Below are 19,051 nucleotides of genomic sequence, written 5' to 3'. Positions count from 1 at the left end.
AAATGGTAATACAAATCTTCGCGGCAAAGATAGTAATTAATTTGATTACAGAGTACACGCTGATTTTGTTGACTAAAAGTCAACCAACTTGCAAAAAGCGTCAAAATTATTGTCGTATATAGAATCGTTTCCAAAAGAATGCTAGCAGACCTAGTCATAGTAAATAAAACCTTGATATTTTTTCTTATCAATCTGCAAGATTAATTTTAAACGGTTCTGCTTATCCACCGTTTCTCTTTGAATCTCTAGCGTATCAATATTTCGCATAATAAATAATTGACCACCCGCTTGTGTTTTAACAACCAAATTACGCTTTGCTAATAGTAAATGACAGTTCCCATAACTTTTGTTAGCAAAGCTTAAATACTGCCATGTTATCGCTTTTAGTTGACTCGCCCTAAATAAATTTTCGAGCCGTTGGCAAATCTGCTGAACTTGACTTTTCTTTTGTAAAATCATTTGGCGTTGTTTAGCTTCATTTAGTAAACGATAAAAGTCATTTAAAGCAACAACCACAAAAGAAAAAATCATTAAAGTAATTAGCGCCTCAATCAAGCAAAACCCTTTTTTCTTGATCACCGTTCCACCTTTCATATGCTACCTGTGCAGCTTTTTGAGCCAGAAACACTTCTTTTCGCAAATCGTTTTCTCTTTGTATCATACATTTCATTTGACTCATCACGATAATTGCTAGTGAGGTCAGTAGACTTAAAGCTAATAAGCTTTCAAAAATTGTACTAGCATGGCGCTTAGCGAAAATCATATGTACCTGCCCCCATTTGGAAAACTAACTTCTTTTGCCTTAACTGTTGATTCATAAAATAGACTGTTTTCGGTCGACTAGTTAAACCATCGCGCCTCATAACTAACATCAAGTTTGGACTTTGAAGCTGCCAACCAGTTGGCAGGACTAAATTAGTCTCATTGACCTTGATTGTTTGAGAATCGACCCGCTGAATTAAAAACGTAGCCTTACTAACAATGGCCGTATCAAAGGCTAAACTAAAGTTTTGTTCAAAATTAAGCCAACTATCTTTTTTAACCCTTGGTTTACTAAGATTGCTCCCAAGTAAGACCAAACTCAAAATAATTGCTAATACCAAAATCGCTTCACTCAGTAGAAATCCTGCTCTAGCCTTCATATTTTGCTTGATTATTAATAATCTTTATATTTAACTGTTTGACCCTTTGACCTTGTGCTTGATTTAGATATTTTTCATTCTGTAGTAGTTTTTCTAAGGTCACTTCTTTTTCACCATGTTCATCACGGTATAATTCTATTTGTCCCTGAACCAGCTGAGCCATTGCCTGAGCCTGTTTATTATCTGCTTGCATTCTGACGCGATTAAGGTTTGGCAAAATTAATAGCAGCAAGAGACTAATAATAAATAAAGTTGTTAAAACTTCAATTAAAGTAAATGCTTTTCTTTTAACTAGCAAGAAGTGCCTCCATTTCCCCATACATAGGTGTTAATAACATCATGTATAACCAGACAATAACCGCAGCAACTACGATAAAGATTGTTGGTTGAATTAGTACAAAAAGTTGATTAAGTTTTTGTTCAAAATGCGTGAAATCATTACGTGCAATGCGCAATAAGTCTTCACCGATTTCATTTTGACGTTTGCCTTGCTGGAATATATGAGCTAGCTGCGGTGAAAATAATTGACTGTTCGTCAGTAGAGTCACTAGCGAATCACCTTTTTGTAATTCTAAACTTGCTAACTGTGCGCTCTCCATCAATAATGGATTGTCTTCACACTTACGACAATATTCAATAATCTGGATTAACCCCACCCCGTTTTCAAAAAGTAGCGCTAGATGTAATGCCACACGATTAGAAAAATACAATCGTAGTAATTGACCAAAATATGGTAATTTTAACAACCACTTTAACTGGGTCAACTTAGAAAGTCGGGCAAACTTAACCTTGTATCCATAAATTACTATTCCAAATATGACCACTGTTAAATATAATACTTTTATCAGGATGTTTAACCCACTAAACGTCTCGCTAATATCCAATAACGGTAAAAGATACATAGCAAAAAAACAAGCAATTATTAATGTTATCACTATTAAAAAAACTGGATAATACATTAACTGTCGCAAGCGATTTTCCTGACGAACTTGCCGATCAATTCGCTCACCTAACTCGGTTAAGTAACCTGTGAGATTACCATGTAGATTAACAAAGCTTAATTCCCTAACAATTGACCTATGCACATACGGTTTTAGAATCTCTGGTAAATTAGCCGTATCTTGTAACTGTTTTTGCATCGTTATAATAACAGTGCACTCTTTATTTAGAATAACTGAAAGCAAAATTAGAGCTCGATTTAAGCTATAACCAGCCTTGATTAATTGACCGAGTTGTTTGAAGAAAATGGCTTGTTTTTTCCTTGACCACCGCTTTGTCTTAAAAAATATCATCCGTAAATTCCTTCTTTTGTTCCAATAATTTAATCAATACTCCTCCGGTTGCATAATCTAAATCTGCACTTAATCTTCCATCAGCTTTGACCAATAATTTTTGATATGCTAAACCTACAACTGCCTCTTTAAGTAAAGGCTCTGTAACCTCTAAATCAAGCATCCGTAGCCAACATCCTCGAGTTGATCGTGCATGAATCGTGCTTAACACTAAATGTCCAGATAGAGCGGCTTCTATCGCTAAACTTGCCGTCTTACTATCTCTAATTTCACCAATAACAATTACATTTGCTCGTAGTCGTAATGCAATCATTAACAAATCTGCATAATCTAAATGAGCTGGTGGATTTACCTCAAACTGTAGATAATTTGCATTAAAAATTTCAACCGGTTCTTCAATTGTCACTACAACTTTATGACTTGGTAAATCAGCTAATGCTGCATGTAGCGTAGACGTTTTACCACAGCCCATTTGGCCAGCTAACAAAATAAGCCCCTGCTTGATAGCTAAACTATTGGTAAGGCGCTTAAAACGATATTGTTGCTCAAAATGTAAATTCAACATCGAAAGTGGATATAAAAACCTAACGACCAAACTTTCCAAACCACTGACGGTTGCCACACTAGCAACACGTAGCGTAATTGTCTGGCCTTGAAAACCCAGCTGCCAACTACCAACTTGTGGCCGTCGACAATCAGTAATATCCATTTCAGCTTGATATTTGATATATTGAATTAGCTGCTGACCCAAAGGCAAACTTAGTTGATCACATTCTATATAATTAGACTGACTTAATATGATTACTCGATAATGGTCCTTTCCTGGAAAAAAATATAAATCGCTACTTTTTAATTGGCATGCCTTTTGCTGGTACTCCGTAAAAATTTGGCTAATCTCCATATAAGTTGCTACCTCCTCAAAATAATAAGAGGCGCACCAGCTTCCATAAGGCTAAAAAAAGTACCAGCAAAAATTTTGCTGGTACTTTTTAGTTTTATCACGAAGTCACACAAATTTTGTCTTACTTTGTATTCAAAGCTAAAACAATAAAATTAAGTAAGAACAAGGCTGTAATTACCCACAAAATTGGGCTAATCTCATTAAACTTACGTCGGACTGCCTTGACCAAGATGTAGAAAATGAAACCGGCCGCAATTCCATAAGAAATTGAGTATGAGAAAGCCATGAATGCAGCCGTAAAGAATGCTGGCACCGCAATCTCAATATCGTTCCAATCAATTAGTTTAAATTCATTCATCATCATAATTCCAACAACCACCAAGATTGGTGCTGTTGCAGCTCCTGGAATCACATTAACAAAAGGTGCAAAGATAATTGAAATTATGAAACCAAATGCTACCACTACAGAAGTCAAACCAGTTCGACCACCAGCCTTAATCCCAGAAGCTGCTTCGATAAAAGTCGTTGTATTAGAGGTACCAAAAATTCCAGCAAACATCGTTGCAAAGGTATCCGCAACAAGGCCTCGATCCATTTTTGACTTAAAGCCTTTACCTTCATAAAACTCCTTTTGGTCGGCTGCTGAAAAAATGCCAGTTGATAATCCAGTACCAATAAAAGTACCAATTGCATCAAACAAACCAGACAAGCCCATTGAGAAGACCGTTAGAATCACGACTAAGATATGCGTTGGACTATCAAACATTGACCAAAGCCCTTGACTTCCCAATGCTTGCCCGAAAATTGACCCGAAGTCTTTAAATGTTGTTCCAAAAGCTGCTAGACCTTCAATGTGTGTATTTGTCACACCCATTGGGATACCAATTAAAGTCGTCACAATCACGGAAATAATAAATGCACCCGGTACATTAGTAATAACTAGCAAAACTAGAATGATTAACCCAATTAATGCCAATAGCACTCCTGGAGTATTAAAGACTGCAATCATTGGCGTTGTTCCAGAACCTGAAACGACACTACTAATTGAATCGTGAATTTTCTGGCCATGGAAAGCAACATTATTAATTGATAGGATGTTGCTAGCATCAATATTGAAGTTTAAAAAGCCAGCATTGTTTAACCCAATATAAGAAATAAACAAACCAATTCCAGCGGCAATCGCATGCTTCAACTGATCTGGAATCCCCTTAACAATCATTGCTCGAACCTTAGTCAAAGTTATGATTACATCAACAAAGCCGACCAAGAAAACCATGCCTAACGCCTGTCGCCAAGTGAAACCCATTCCAAAAACAATGGTATAGGTAAACATCGCTTGCATCCCCAAAGAAGGTGCTAAAGCATATGGTAGATTTGCAAACAAACCTGTAATCAAAGTACCAGTCACTGCAGTCAAGATTGTCGCTAAAAATACACCTTGGCTAGGCATACCCGTCAATGACAAAACTGCCGGATTCAGAAAAATAATATAAGCCATTGCTACGAAAGTTGTAATTCCCGCAATCACTTCAGTTCGAACGTTTGTCTTATTTTCAGACAACTTGAAAAAATGCTCTAACACAATTGATCTCCTAAAAAAATCAGTCGTGACATATTCTGCCACGACTGAAAATATAAAAGAATCCACCTATGCTAAAAGACACTAGCAAGCCCAAATGGGATTCCCTTTTTCCGAGTCTGTGGCAAAACACGTTAACGACTCAATATGAATTTGTTCTACTAACAATATGCCTATCTATAGTAGATGTCAAGATTTTTTAAAATCCATTCATATTTCCAAAATAAAAAGCTCAGGCTAATACCTGAGCTTTTTATTTAATTGCCACTACTCAGCAGTTGTAAAGACCGCTTGCACATCATCATGCTCTTCTAGTTCATCAACTAGGCGGGCAAGTGACTCTTGCTTATCTTCTGGTACTTCAAGTGGATTTTGAGCAACCAAAGTTACTTCATCATTTTGCAATTCATAGCCAGCTTCTTCCAAAGCCTTACGGACTGCAGGGAACTCTTTTGGATCTGTATAGATTTCAAATTGGTCATCAAAGGCCTTAACGTCATCAGCACCGGCCTCTAACGCAGCCATCATAACTTCATCTTCATCGAAATCAGAATCTTCTGGCCGATCAATTTCCATATAACCTTTACGGTCAAATTGGAACGCCACTGAGCCAGTAGTTCCAAGCTCACCGCCGAAGTGCTTGAAAGCAGAACGGACGGCGGCAGCTGTACGGTTTGTATTGTCTGTCAAAACTTCTACGACAACACCGACACCAGCTGGTCCATAACCTTCATAAGTAAACTCTTGATAGTTTGCGCCACCAACACCAGTTGCCTTGTTCAAAGCACGTTGGATGTTGTCTTTTGGCATGTTGGCAGCCTTTGCCTTATCCAAAACCAAACGCAAAGCTGCGTTTGAATCTGGATCTGCACCACCAGACTTTGCTACTGTATACAAATCACGTGATAACTTTTGGAAAATCTTTCCACGCTTTGCATCTTGGGCGTTTTTACGTCCTTGAATATTATGCCACTTACTGTGTCCTGACATGTCAGAAACCCCTTTTCAATCGAATTATAACGCTTTATTTTAGCATATTTAATTTAGCTTTGACAAATTAATTCGCAAAACTAGCGGGACTTAAATCGCTCATACCAATATTGGGGTCAATTTGCTCTGCATCAATTAAAACCTTTGTTAAATAATGCTCACTCAAATCAGGTGTTACGATCTTTTGTTCTGCTGTATTTTCCTCAATTGCCTCTGCTTGACGCTCCTTAGCTACTTGCGGTTTAGCTATATTACTCTCGGCTTTACCCAAAAGTGGTTTGCCCGCCTGCACCTGCTTTATTCGTTCTTGTAAGGTCGTTTTCCGGTTAATTCCTTCATTAGTTGTGGCTCGTATGAAAGCAGCCTCCTCACCAATTAACACTAAAGATGATGATGCTCTAGTCAAACCGGTATAAAGTAAATTGCGTTGGAGCATCCGACTAAAATAATTCACCAAAGGTAAAATTACTAATTTAAATTCTGCTCCTTGCGCCTTATGAATAGTTGTTGCATAAGCTAAAGTTAATTGGTTAAAATCTTGGCGCACATAAGTAACTTCACCGGCATCAAAATCAACCGTTATCATATCAACCTTGTCGGTATTAACTGGGTCCTTTGCATATAAAATACTAGCAATATAGCCAATATCCCCATTGAAAACATTATGTTCTGGGTCATTAGCTGTCTGCATTACTTTATCACCCACACGGAAGGCAAAACTTAAATCACCATATTTTAACTTAATTTCACGCTTTTTAGGCGTTACCGGATTAAAAATATCTTGCGCAATTTGATTTAAATTATGCACCCCGGCAGATGACTTATACATCGGCGCTAAAATCTGCATATCAGCGACCGAATTGCCTTTATCGCGCCATGATTCAGCAACTTTTGCAACTAGTTTTGGTACTGTTTGCATCGTTGCTCTGAAAAAGGATCGGTCAGCTCGTTGAGCCGTGAAATCAGCCGGCAACTGCCCTGACTTAACGGCAGAAGCAAGCTCAATAATCGTTGAACCTTGTGCTTGTCGATGAATTAATTCTAACTCACGGTAATTTAACAACCCTGTTGCTAACAGATCAAAGAAAACACGACCAGGGCCAACTGATGGTAGCTGATCCTTATCACCAACTAAAATAATCTGCATACCAGCTGGTAGCGCCGATAAGAGTAGTGCAAACAACTCTGTATCGACCATGGACATTTCATCTACAACTAACAATCGACTGCTTAAACTTTCTAGTTCTAAATCGGCATTATTTTCCCGCCCGGTAATTCCTAAAAGCCGGTGAATCGTCGATGCCGGCATCTTTGTTGCTTCGGATAAACGTTTAGCAGCCCGCCCAGTTGGCGCAGCTAGGGCAATTGCTTGATCAAGCTCATCAGTCTTTAAGCCCTCTTTTTGTAATAACCGTCGGTAAACTTTGACAATCCCATTTACAATCGTGGTCTTACCCGTTCCTGGCCCACCAGTTAAGATGAAAAGATTCGCCGTTAGAGCCGCAACAATTGCGTCTTCTTGCGCTTCATCATAAGCAAAATCATTCTCTTCTTCAATCTGCTTAAGCTCATGCAAAACATCAGCTCGCTTAAAAGCCCCAAATTTACGTTTGGTTAAAGTCACCATTTTTTCCGCAATTGCAACCTCAGCATTATAGATTGTCTGCATATAAAGTCGGTTATCTTCCGCAATGATAATTCCATCCGTGGTTAAAGATAGGATTGCCCGTTCAATCAAAGCCTGGTTAATTGCAGTATTTTGGCTACGTTCTAAGAGTCTTTGCACTGCTGAAAGCAACTCATCCACTTCAACATAGCTATCGCCAGCCCCAAAGGTCACCTCATTCAAAGCTGCAACCGTCCCAGCTTGAATCCGGCGCCCATCAAGTGGATCCATACCTTGCTGTTGAGCCAATTGGTCAATTCGGGTAAAGGAAACGCCTTCAATATCAAAGATTAATTGATAAGGATTTTCTTTTAAAACAGCCAAAGTTTGGTTTTGGTACTTTTGATAAATTTGATTCGCTAAAGCCGACCCAAAGCCATAATCATTAAGGGCAATAATCGCCCGCTCCATACCATCCGTCTTTGCTAATTGTTCAACCAAACTGGCCTTAGTTTTACTTGATAAATCTAAGTCATCTAAAACATGTTCATCGGCCAAAATTAAATTAATGGCTTCAACCCCTAAGGCATCAACAATCTTACTAGCAGTTGCTTTACCGATGCCTTTAAAATGCTCTCCTGCCAGATAATTTACTAGGCCAGAGGATGTTGATGGACTCTGCTTAGTATAATTACTAGCTGTAAATTGAATGCCATAGCGTGCATGATTAGTCACCCGGCCGGTAAATTGATAACCAGCACCCAATTGAATATCACCAAAAGAGCCTGTCACAACAATCTCTTCTTCTTCATAATCAATATTTTGATCGGTTACCTGCACCCGCAAAACTTTATAGAAACTGTCTTGTGCTGCAAACATAATCGTCTGCACTTGACCAGCAATAAAGGGCGCTTCTGTACTACTTGCATCCTCATCAAAAAATAAATCAGTCTCTTCATTCATGCTCATTATCAACTTGCCCCGCCAACAGCTGGGTGATTTCATCAAGCCGTTTTGCCTGCGCCTGAAACTTTGTAGGATCTAGCTGCTTAGCCTTCAAAAGCCAAGCATTCTCGTCATCACCCTTAACAACTGCTACCACACCACGGGCAAAATTAGCGTCAAAATTATCTGGCTCAACTTTGATTGCCGCATCAAAAGCTTCCTGGGCTTCCCAACTATTTTGCAAAGCTAACCAAATATTACCCAAAAGAATTTGGGCTGAAACATCCGTTGCGTCTTGTTCAACTCCGGTTAGCGCAAATACTAAAGCTTGTTGGTACTTATTTTGTGCATACCAACCTTGGGCCTGCATCATCGTTGCATCATGCTTCAACTTGTCATCATTAATTTGATTAAAGTATTGATTAGCTAGTGCATACTCGCCAGCAGAATAGTAAACATTACCTAACGCATAGAAAAGATGTGGTCGTGCTGCTTGAATTTTATCAAAAAGTCCTAAACTCTTTAATGCTAGTTCCTCAGCTTCTGTGTAATTCTCAGTAATCATTAAAACATTAACTAAATCAATGTAAGCGCGCCAATCATCTGGCTTGGATTCAATCTTACTGACCAAACTTTTAATATCATTTTGTGCAGCTTCTGCTGGTGTCATATTCTTTCTCCCTTAAATCGTATTGGAGGCATCCGCTTTAATTCCCAAATATGAAGTATCATTGCGGACTAGTTCGGCAAAATTCTCCCCATCGTCAGTCGTTAAAACTGATGTACTTGTATTCCCCAAGCCCCCACGTGCTCTGATTTCTGTCAAAGGAATCTTTAATAAGGCGCCCATGCCAGCCGTCAAAACCATACCATGGCTAAAGAAGATGAGCGTCTTATCCGGTCCGCCATACTCTGCCACGACAGCTTGAACTGCCTTAACAAACCGTGCTTCAACTTGTGCAAAACTTTCAGACCCTTGAACTAAGCTTGAATCAAACTTTTCTGGATGGTGTCGATAAGCATCATACATTGCTGGCCATTCTGCTTTTACATCTGTAAAGGCCATACCTTCCCAAACACCCATACCAAACTCAATTAGTCCAGGTAACTCTGTTAGTAGCGGTGGACGTTTTAACTCTTTAATTGTTAATTCAGCGGTTGTTTTAGCTCTTTTAATTGGGCTTGTAAAAGCATGGTCAAAATCCAAATCTGCCAAATGTTGACCTAATAGCTCAATTTGAACCATTGACTCTTTTAGCAAGGGTGAGTCACCACTTGCTCCTTGAAAACGGCCTTCATCATTCCAGACAGTCTTACCATGGCGAATAAAATATAAAGTCGTCATTTTTTGCTCCATTTCTAGTAACTGCTATTCATTATAACAACTTCTTAGCTACTAAAAAACTAACTAAATAATGAAGTAAACCCCTAGAGTCAGAGAATACTCTCCAACCCTAGGGGCTCATCACTTCAAAAAGCCAACAATCTCAGTAAACGTGTTTACTATTTTTTGACCTTTAATTAGTTTTGTTAAGCTTAAAACTCTAAGCCTTCTTCTAATGCGGCTGGGTAGTTTTCACGAATGATTGCAGCTTCATGCGCTGACAACATTGGAAAATCACTATCCGCACCCAAATCTGTATGATACATCCGATCACGTGGTGAAACTTCACCGGCAGCTTTAGCTACTGAGATTTTGTAATCATCATAAGTTGCAACATCATCAGCTGCTTCGCTTATCTTCTTCAAATGTAATTGTGATACCATCAAGATTACACGCAAATCTTGACCCAATGAATCTAATAAATCAGCCTGCTCGTCAGTTAGATAAACGGTCAAAGCTGCTTCAGCTGGCTTACCAATCAGCTTATCATCACGAGCTACTTCTAGCGCCTTATTTGCCGCATCACGGAGTGTCATAAAGCGTTGCCACTTAGCAATTAAATTCGTTGCATCAGGTAAATCAAGCACTTGCGGCATTTCAGCTAGATAAGCAAAATCACTAGTTTCATTATCCATATACTCATGAATCTCTTCAGCTGTATGTGGCAAGATTGGCAAAATTAGTTGTTTTAAATCAGCCAAAATCTTGTATAGTACCGTTTGAACAGAACGACGAGCCTGACTATTAGGCGCCTCAACATATAAAATGTCCTTAGTAAAGTCCAAATAAAATGCTGACAAATCAACATTAATAAAGTTAATCAAAAGCTTATAGAGCGCTTGGAAATCAAAGGCATCATAGGAGGTTTTCATCTCACCAACAAACTCGTTGAAACGAGCATAGAAATATTGATCAACCGCCTGCAAATCAGCATAATCAACCGTATCATTTGCTGGTACGAAATCGGCCGTGTTTGCTAGCAAGAAGCGCATTGTATTACGAATCTTACGGTAAGAATCAGAAACAGTCTTAAGAATTTCCATTGATACTTTCATATCAGCTGAAGAATCAACGGTCGTTACCCATAGACGAATGATTTCTGCACCCATCGCTTTAACAACTTCATTAGGTGAAATTGTATTACCCAAAGACTTTGACATTTTATCGCCGTTACCATCTAAGGTGAACCCTTGTGACAAAATCTTCTTATATGGTGCTTGACCAGTTACCGCAACAGAAGTAATCAATGATGAGTTAAACCAACCACGGTATTGATCTGAGCCTTCCAAAACAAGGTCCGCTGGGAACTTTAGATTCTCGCGCGCATTCATTACACCTTGATGCGAACTACCTGAATCAAACCAAACATCCATAATGTCCATTTCTTTAGTGAAATTTCCATGTGGTGAATGTTCATTTTGATAACCAGCTGGCAAAAGTTCCTTTGCTTCCTTCTCAAACCAGATATTTGAGCCATGCTCGGCAACTAGGTCAGCAACATGATCAATCACGGCTTCATCGACAATGGCTGTACCATCTTCGGCGTAGAAGATTGGTAGTGGAACACCCCAGACCCGTTGACGAGAGATTACCCAATCACCACGGTCACGAATCATATTGTATAGACGCTTTTTACCCCACTCTGGTTGGAATTCAACCTTGTCTAATTGGTCCAAAATATCTTGTCGGAATGTCTCAATTGATGCAAACCATTGTGGAACTGCCCTAAAGATAACTGGCTTTTTAGTCCGCCAATCAAATGGATATGAGTGTAGGAGATCTTCTTCCTTTAGTAACACGCCGGCTTCGGCCAACTTTTTCAAAGATACTGCATCTGCATCTGAGTATAGCAAGCCTTCGAAATCTGCGCCTGCCTCAGCAGTCATTTTTCCTTGATCATCAACTGGTACAGCTACTTCCAAACCATAGCGTTGACCAATGATATAATCATCTTCACCAAAGCCTGGTGCAGTATGCACTAACCCAGTACCAGCATCAAGAGTTACATGATCACCAGTCATAACTAGTAGTTCAACATCCATGAAGGGATGTTTTGCTGTCATGTATTCAAGTTGACTACCTTTCAACTCAGCTTGCACTGTATAGTCGGTCCAACCAAACTTGGCTGCATCAGTTTCTAGTAATGCTTTAGCGATTACATATTTCTTAGTTGAATCATTTGGTTGGACAACTGCATAAGTAAAATCAGCATTAACTGAAATACCGCGTGAAGCTGGAATTGTCCAAGGTGTGGTAGTCCAGACTACGAAATAAGTATCTTCATCTAAAAGACCCTTACCATCCTTGACCTGCTCACCATAAAATGCAGTTTGTGCAGTTACATCGTGATATTCAATTTCAGCCATTGCAAGGGCAGATTCTGATGACCAAGACCAAAAGACTGGTTTTTTACCACGATAAATCAAATTTTTACCGGCCATCTTACCAAAGACCCGCAATTGAGCAGCTTCAAATTCTGGCAAAAGGGTCAAATATGGGTGGTCCCAATCAGCTGACACACCTAAACGTTTAAAGTCAGTCATCTGAATATTAACTTGCTTACGTGCAAATTCTTCAGCCATTTTCCGCCAGATAATTGGTCCAACCTTCTTACGGTCCTTACCGGCTTTAGTTAGTTGTTGCTCGATTGGCAATCCGTGAGTATCCCAACCTGGCACATAAGGTGCATAGAAGCCGTTCATTGACTTATATCTTACAATAATATCTTTAGAAATCTTGTTTAAAGCGTGCCCAATATGGATATTTCCATTTGCATATGGAGGTCCATCATGAAGCATAAATGACGGCTTACCTTCATTTAGCTTCTGACGTTGTTCATAAACTTTATTTTCAAACCAAATTTCTTCACGCTGGGCCTCAGTTTGTGGTAGGTTTCCCCGCATTGGGAACTTAGTCTTACCGAGGTTCAATGTCTCTTTTAATTTCATCGATCTTACCTTTCTGCTTAAAAGTCACGATTTATCCAATAATAGTTTTTAAATAAAAAGTCCCGCGCCAGCTAATGCTAGCGCGGGACGTTCGTTTAAAACGTGGTACCACCCGAGTTCACGGTTAAAAAACCGCCTCATTGCGTATTTAACTTAGCCTCTTACTGATAAAAAATCTACGGTACTTTGCTGGACTTGCACCATTCTCCAGCTCGCTATAAAGAATATAGATTTCACTTGGTTAAGAGATTAAACATTATCATACTCAACTTGGCTACCAAGTTCAAGTAATTTTTTATTTTTGTTCATCCGTTGGGAAAACAACGACTGTTTCTACTGACGATTCAACAGGTGTTGCAGCTGAACTTGGTACAGTCGAAGGTTGACTTTGTACAGCTGGCTTTGCTTGAGCAAGTGGCTTTGCAGCCTTAGTAAATGCAGCCCACTCGTCAGTCTTTAGTAAGTCAATTTGTGCTTGCAACATACCTTCAAGCTTTGACTTGAAAGTTGTCATGTCCTTTTCTAGGGCATCATGTTGCAAAACCAAACCTTCATTCTTGCGTTGGCTATCACTAATCAATGCATTAGCCTTGGTATTAGCTTCCATAACAATCCGCTGTGCTTCAGCTTGCGCTTGTTGCAAAGTTGCCTCTGATTCAGCTTCAGTTTGCTTCTTCAAACGGTCAGCTGCCTCTTGAGCAATCAAAATTGATGAATTAACCGATTGCTTCATCTCTTCAACCTGAGATGATGCTGCATCAGCATCAGCCAACTTAGTCTTCAACATTGCATTTTCTTGCATCAAACTATCATAATCTGTGACAACTTGGTCCAAAAATTCATTGACTTCCATACGGTCGTACCATTTATTGGAACGAGTTGTAAATTCTTTAGCGTGAATCTCTTGTGGTGTTAATGCCATTGTTCTACTCCTTATTTCGTAATGACCGATAAAGTTATCCGCCATTTATCTTTTTTCGTTAAGCCATTCTCCGCAACCAACTTAAGCCGGCCAAATCTACGGACCGAAAGCATATCATTGACTGCTAAAACAAAATCTGGTCGTAAAATTTCCGTCCAATTAACGCGAACCTGTCCAGCTTCAACTAATTCCTTCGCGTGGGTCCTAGAAATATTATAACCATTTGCAACAACGTTATCCAATCTTAAAGAGGATACTGTAGTTTCGGCGGTTACCCAATCATCACCAGCTGAGCGTAAATCTTGTAAAGCAATCTGGTTAAACCGTACCTTTGTTTTACCAATATACTCCATCGTATTGAGCAGATAATCTGCCATCACTTTGGTTGTTACAAATTGCCAAGTACCATCCTCACTACCGATAATATCACCAAATGCACTTCGTTCCAAACCATTATGTAACAAAGCACCCATGATTGTACTATGGTGTAGTTCAGCAAATTTGCTTGGATAATTAATTTCAAAGGCCGCTAGCTCAAAATCACCAATTGTAGGTTGATAATAACTAGGGTAAATCAAACTACGCGCCATCTCTGGGTCTGCATTTCCGCCATTATGTAATAACTTTAGTTCATCGTAGGGATTAACTAAAGTTTCCAAAATATATCGCTCACGGGGATTTAGAAAATTCGTTAATACTGGTCGATATTCATCTAAAACCTGTCGAATTTGTCCCTGCACAACTTCAATATAGTTGCGTTCGTTTGGGCGAAAATGTTGATAAACATTTTCATTCATTTTTAAAATCCTTGACTAATCATCTGAATACCCATCTGCGCTAATTGTAATAAAATAATACCAATTAAGGGAGAGAAATCCAGCATCCCAGTTCTCGGCATCACCCGCCGAATCGGATCAATTATTAAGCCAGCAAGCCGTCCCAATAATTGGCCAAAGCGTGAGCGCTGTGCACCAGGCAGCCAAGACATTAGCGCCCAAATCAAAATAATAAATTCAAAAGCGCGTAATACCAGCATCAGTCCTTGCAGAATGTATATCATAATTAAATCCTAACTAAATTGTTGCGTTAAGTTTTGTGATACTGCCCCAGATATTTTAAAACTCTTTGGTGTAAATAGGAAAATCCGCTCACCAATCCGTGTCACATCACCCTCAACAGCCTCAGCTGCCCCTGACATAAAGTCGATAATCCGACGTGCTTGTGTTTCATCAATTGAAGCAAAATTAACAATTACTGCTTCACCAGCAAGTACTTGTTGCACAATCGCCTTAGCATCTGAAAAAATTCGTGGTTCATATAAAGCAATCTTTGAAGCCGCTTCTCTTTGACCATCCATGTTTAATACATTCGGCCGTCGCGAAGCAGCTGGCCGTGTAGCACTAGCGTTTGCAACGTTTGGATTTGTGTTGTTATCAGTACTTGTACCTTCGTCAACAAATTCCTCAGATTGGTTTTCATTTTCTTCGTAGTACTCATCAACACCAAATAAATTTTTAAAACTAAATGCCATTTTCGGTCTCCTTACTTATCGCCACGGTTTTTCCATGAAAAGAAAGCAGGTCGCTCGATTTCTGATTCAGCTGCCGAGTCAACAGCCGTATCACTTTGTGGCACTGCCTGCTGGGTTGTCTGTCCGCCATTAAAGGCATCATTATTAGCTGTTGGTGTTGCATCAACAGCCGGAGTATTTACAACATTCCAATCAGCAAAAGGATCCGTTGGCTTTGTTGCCACTGGTTTACTTTCTACTGGTTGTTGTACAGTTTGCTCAAAAGGGCTAACTGCACTTTGATTACCGACTTGTAATTCTGGACGAGCTGTCACAGGTCGATCAATACCTGTAGCAATTACTGTTACTTGAAGTCCCTTCATGTCAGCATCCATCGTTGTTCCAAAAATAATGTTGACGTCATTACCAGCTGCAGCTGTAACCGCATCAGCTGCTTCTTGGGCTTCAAACAATGACATGTCCATACCACCCTTGATTGAAAGCAAAACGTTTTGCGCACCCTCAATCTTTGCTTCAAGCAATGGAGAAGCAATTGCCTTACGAGTTGCTTCAGCGGCACGGTTTTCGCCTTCGTCAACACCAATTCCCATCAAGGCAGTTCCTTGATCGGCCATAACCGTTTTAACATCGGCAAAATCCAAATTAATTAATCCTGGATTTGTAATCAAATCAGAAATTCCCGCAACACCATTCTTCAAGACGTTATCAACCATTTTAAAGGCCTCTAAGATTGGTGCTTTTTTATCAACAACTTGTAACAAGTTATTGTTGGCAATCACAATTAAAGTATCGACATTATCTTTAAGCTTAGCCAAGCCCTCAGCAGCAGCTGTACCACGACGAGGTCCCTCAAAAGAGAATGGTCGAGTTACCACACCAATTGTTAAAGCACCTAGATCTTTAGCAATTCTTGCGACAACAGGCGCAGCCCCGGTACCAGTTCCACCACCCATACCAGCTGTCACGAAGACCATGTCAGCTCCCTTAAGGGCTTCTGCAATTTCTTGCTCACTTTCGCTAGCAGCACTTTCGCCAACTTCTGGGCGAGCTCCAGCACCTAGTCCACGAGTTGCTTTGGTTCCAATTTGAATTTTGTGTTCAGCTTGTGAACGTTCTAAAGCCTGGGCATCAGTATTAGCAACGATAAATTCAACTCCGCCAACACCTTCATTGACCATTTCATTGACAGCATTACCACCACCGCCACCGACACCGATGACTTTGATTGTCGCCCCATATTGTTGGTTATTGTCGATTTGGAAATCCATAACGAGCTCCTCTTAATTCTTTTTTCTTAGATTATTAGTCAAAAAAACGGCCAAACCAGTTAGAAACCTTACTGGTTTTACTTGCATTTGTCGTCTGTTTGTTTGCATTATTTTGGGGTGCTTCTTGTGTAAAGTCCATCACTTCTTCAACTGGAGTAGCTTGGATTGCCTTGGCTTCGGTTGACGCCATATCAGGAACTTTAACAACAGCGTTTGCCCGCAAGGTTTGCACCGGTAAATTATACAAAGCTTGCTTAATCGCTAATTGTACCGTGGATTGTTGCGCTGCATGTTGAATTAAAGCCCAAGAGCGTGCAAAACCTGGATGGCGCAGGCCAAGATCTTCTGGAATGAAAACCCCGACTTTAGTTCCATACATTGTGCGCACCATATCTTGAATACCAGGTAGAGCGGCTCCACCACCAATTAAAATGACACCACCAGCGAGGTCAAAAGCTGATACCAACTTTAACTTTTCACCCAATTTACCAATGATTTGCTCAACTCGTGCTGTAATAATTTCAGCTAAATATTTTTCAGTAATTTCTTGTGGTGCATCAGCACCAAGCGGATTAATCACTAAGGAATTATTACCTACCGCATTGGGGTTAGCATTACCAGCGTCTAATTTAAGCATTTCTGCTTCATGTTGAGCAATATTCAAAACCACACTGATATCTTTAGAAATATGCTCAGCTCCAGCCGGGAAAACTGTTACAAATCGTAACTGGCGGTCTTGCACCACTGTGGCCGTCGTTTGACCGGCTCCCATGTCTATAATTACCGTACCGAAGCCTTGCTCAGCCTCGCTTAAAATCGTTGTCATATCAGCCAAAGGAGCTAATACAAAATCGCGAACTCGCAAACCAGCATGTTCAATCGCCGTCTTTAAGTTTCCAAGCACTTGACGTGGCGCTGTATAAATAGTTGCCTTCACTGCCAAGCGCATGCCAACCATATCATTAGGATCTTGAATACCATCAAAATCATCAACTGAAAATTCATTTAAAACAATGTCAACAACTTGTCGATCGGTTGATAAATCAACCATCATTGCATCACGTACTACATTTGCAACATCATCGTACGTAATATGTTGACTATCTTTAACCGTTACTAATCCACTAACATTTTGAATTTGAATATTATTGGCGGGAATACTAGCGATCACATCCGTTACAGTTCGACCACTTTGTTCATTGACCTGTGCCATTGCTAATTGAATATCTTTTGCTGTCGATTCAATATCAATAACAAGACCCTTTTTCACGCCGTGTGAGACGGAACGGCCAACTGCCAAGACATTAACTTGTTGGTCACGTACATCAGCTGCTAAAGTTTTAACAGTATTTGTACCGACATCTAAGCCAACGATTAAACCGTGATTGGCCATAATTCTCCCCCTTTACTATATTTTTTATTCTAATTTTATCTATAAAACAACTTCATTTAAAAACATCAAAATTGAATCAACAATTTGTTAAAATAATACCATAATTTATGCTAATTGTTCCAGTATTAACAGGTTTTCTCTATTTTTATTGACCACCATACGGTGTTGCAAAGGCCCCCTGCTGTAAATCAATCGTACCATTTGTATTTAATTGTGCAGCCATCGCTGGATAATACTTAAACTTACTTGCAAAATCGTCTGCATTTGCCAGCACTTCATTACCATCCTGCATGAATATCAACAAGCGTTGATTATTTTGATCATTTGGTGACCAGATAATTTCTGAAACCGAATGTCGTAAAGCGGGTTTAAGTTGACCAAATTGCTTCAAAACTGCCTTTAATTGATCTTCGGACTTGAAATTTTCATAAAGTGGCAAACCGGTACTTGGCATATTGTCCTTAGCCTTTTGTAACTTGGTCCCATCAGCCAATAAACCATAATATTTGTTGTTATTTTGAATATAACCAACTTTAACATTCTCTTTTACGTCTATCTCAACCTTGTTTAAACTTTTAAAGCTGATTTGATAATCCTTAATTTGGGCATTATTCTTTTTAGCCGTCTGACTAAAGTAGCTTCGTTCAAAAAATAGTAACCAAGCCGATTGTGGTGTCTTTAGGCCAGCCGCCTGCAATGCCTCTGCTTTAGTCATATCTTGTAAACCATTTACTTGATAACTTTGCACTTGACTTGCCGGTGAAAAAAAGAACCCCCATAGAATCGCTAAGGCAACTAACCCAGTTAAACAAGTTAGGGCCTGCTTTTCATGACCTAATAATAACTGTCTTGGCCGGTCAGGAAGCTTAAATTCAGGCCGTCTAAACGGAATTTTAAATTTAGAACCTCCTTGCTTAGCCACTTTTGTTGAGTGGTTGGTCCTGTTAGTTACCTGCTTTTTATCTGTTACTAAGTTCTTAGCTTGCTCTTCAACTACTTCAGTCTTCTTACGATCAACTTGTTGAGTCGATGCTTTTTCTGATTCTGCTTCTTCATCAACTAATTGCGCTAACCTAGCTGCCAATTCCGCCGAACTAGGTTTACTTGGCTGATTAGTATTTTGTTCTTTTTCGGCCATGCCTAGCTCCCC

At 39.6% G+C, this 19,051-nt stretch carries 19 protein-coding genes; all 19 read right to left on the bottom strand.

The features are described 5' to 3' along the window. Positions 1 to 150: 150 nt before the first annotated feature. Positions 151 to 579 carry a type IV pilus modification PilV family protein gene (locus tag TT13_RS03695; protein ID WP_145912334.1) on the bottom strand — a complete coding sequence of 143 codons (429 nt, stop codon included), beginning with the start codon at positions 577 to 579 and terminating at the stop codon, positions 151 to 153. Continuing rightward, positions 548 to 763 (bottom strand): hypothetical protein, encoded by a 216-nt coding sequence (locus tag TT13_RS03690; RefSeq protein WP_027698746.1) that lies wholly within the window; start codon positions 761 to 763, stop codon positions 548 to 550. Before TT13_RS03690 ends, TT13_RS03695 begins: the two co-directional genes overlap by 32 nt. Further along, positions 750 to 1,142: a hypothetical protein gene (locus tag TT13_RS03685; RefSeq protein WP_027698745.1), complete on the bottom strand. Its 393-nt coding sequence runs from the start codon at positions 1,140 to 1,142 to the stop codon at positions 750 to 752. Before TT13_RS03685 ends, TT13_RS03690 begins: the two co-directional genes overlap by 14 nt. After that, a complete protein-coding gene (locus TT13_RS03680) occupies positions 1,132 to 1,440 on the bottom strand; it encodes a prepilin-type N-terminal cleavage/methylation domain-containing protein (protein WP_242868516.1) in 309 nt (102 codons plus the stop codon). Before TT13_RS03680 ends, TT13_RS03685 begins: the two co-directional genes overlap by 11 nt. Then, positions 1,430 to 2,434, bottom strand: a complete 1,005-nt coding sequence (locus TT13_RS03675; protein ID WP_027698743.1) for a type II secretion system F family protein — start codon at positions 2,432 to 2,434, stop codon at positions 1,430 to 1,432. The genes TT13_RS03680 and TT13_RS03675 overlap by 11 nt, the downstream gene beginning before the upstream one ends. Further along, positions 2,421 to 3,335 carry an ATPase, T2SS/T4P/T4SS family gene (locus TT13_RS03670; protein WP_027698742.1) on the bottom strand — a complete coding sequence of 305 codons (915 nt, stop codon included), beginning with the start codon at positions 3,333 to 3,335 and terminating at the stop codon, positions 2,421 to 2,423. Before TT13_RS03670 ends, TT13_RS03675 begins: the two co-directional genes overlap by 14 nt. A 121-nt stretch (positions 3,336 to 3,456) precedes the next feature. Next, positions 3,457 to 4,917 carry an NCS2 family permease gene (locus TT13_RS03665; RefSeq protein ID WP_027698741.1) on the bottom strand — a complete coding sequence of 487 codons (1,461 nt, stop codon included), beginning with the start codon at positions 4,915 to 4,917 and terminating at the stop codon, positions 3,457 to 3,459. Between the two features lie 264 nt (positions 4,918 to 5,181). Beyond that, positions 5,182 to 5,904, bottom strand: a complete 723-nt coding sequence (locus tag TT13_RS03660; protein ID WP_027698740.1) for a YebC/PmpR family DNA-binding transcriptional regulator — start codon at positions 5,902 to 5,904, stop codon at positions 5,182 to 5,184. 67 nt (positions 5,905 to 5,971) lie between these two features. Next, on the bottom strand, positions 5,972 to 8,479 hold the full coding sequence (recD2, locus tag TT13_RS03655) for an SF1B family DNA helicase RecD2 (protein WP_242868515.1): 2,508 nt from the start codon (positions 8,477 to 8,479) through the stop codon (positions 5,972 to 5,974). Beyond that, a complete protein-coding gene (locus TT13_RS03650; protein WP_027698738.1) occupies positions 8,466 to 9,125 on the bottom strand; it encodes a tetratricopeptide repeat protein in 660 nt (219 codons plus the stop codon). Before TT13_RS03650 ends, recD2 begins: the two co-directional genes overlap by 14 nt. Positions 9,126 to 9,137: 12 nt before the next feature. Then, entirely contained in the window at positions 9,138 to 9,800 is a 663-nt protein-coding gene (locus TT13_RS03645) for a histidine phosphatase family protein (protein ID WP_027698737.1), read from the bottom strand. 191 nt (positions 9,801 to 9,991) lie between these two features. Then, positions 9,992 to 12,787 (bottom strand): isoleucine--tRNA ligase, encoded by a 2,796-nt coding sequence (gene ileS, locus TT13_RS03640; protein WP_027698736.1) that lies wholly within the window; start codon positions 12,785 to 12,787, stop codon positions 9,992 to 9,994. Between the two features lie 295 nt (positions 12,788 to 13,082). Next, positions 13,083 to 13,709 (bottom strand): DivIVA domain-containing protein, encoded by a 627-nt coding sequence (locus TT13_RS03635; protein ID WP_027698735.1) that lies wholly within the window; start codon positions 13,707 to 13,709, stop codon positions 13,083 to 13,085. Between the two features lie 11 nt (positions 13,710 to 13,720). Further along, positions 13,721 to 14,506 carry a YlmH family RNA-binding protein gene (locus TT13_RS03630; protein ID WP_027698734.1) on the bottom strand — a complete coding sequence of 262 codons (786 nt, stop codon included), beginning with the start codon at positions 14,504 to 14,506 and terminating at the stop codon, positions 13,721 to 13,723. A 2-nt stretch (positions 14,507 to 14,508) separates the two neighbouring features. Beyond that, on the bottom strand, positions 14,509 to 14,769 hold the full coding sequence (locus TT13_RS03625; protein WP_027698733.1) for a YggT family protein: 261 nt from the start codon (positions 14,767 to 14,769) through the stop codon (positions 14,509 to 14,511). A 9-nt stretch (positions 14,770 to 14,778) separates the two neighbouring features. Further along, the gene (locus TT13_RS03620; RefSeq protein ID WP_027698732.1) at positions 14,779 to 15,240 is read right to left on the bottom strand and encodes a cell division protein SepF; all 462 of its coding nucleotides are present in this window, start codon (positions 15,238 to 15,240) and stop codon (positions 14,779 to 14,781) included. An 11-nt stretch (positions 15,241 to 15,251) separates the two neighbouring features. After that, entirely contained in the window at positions 15,252 to 16,508 is a 1,257-nt protein-coding gene (gene ftsZ, locus TT13_RS03615; RefSeq protein ID WP_027698731.1) for a cell division protein FtsZ, read from the bottom strand. 34 nt (positions 16,509 to 16,542) lie between these two features. Continuing rightward, entirely contained in the window at positions 16,543 to 17,901 is a 1,359-nt protein-coding gene (gene ftsA, locus TT13_RS03610) for a cell division protein FtsA (protein ID WP_027698730.1), read from the bottom strand. 145 nt (positions 17,902 to 18,046) lie between these two features. Next, positions 18,047 to 19,039 (bottom strand): cell division protein FtsQ/DivIB, encoded by a 993-nt coding sequence (locus TT13_RS03605; RefSeq protein ID WP_027698729.1) that lies wholly within the window; start codon positions 19,037 to 19,039, stop codon positions 18,047 to 18,049. Positions 19,040 to 19,051 lie beyond the last annotated feature (12 nt).

It is taken from the genome of Weissella oryzae SG25 (genome assembly GCF_000691805.2).
Lineage (GTDB): Bacteria > Bacillota > Bacilli > Lactobacillales > Lactobacillaceae > Weissella > Weissella oryzae.
Note: the sequence above shows the minus strand (reverse complement) of the source record. Positions and strands in the feature narration are given on the sequence as shown.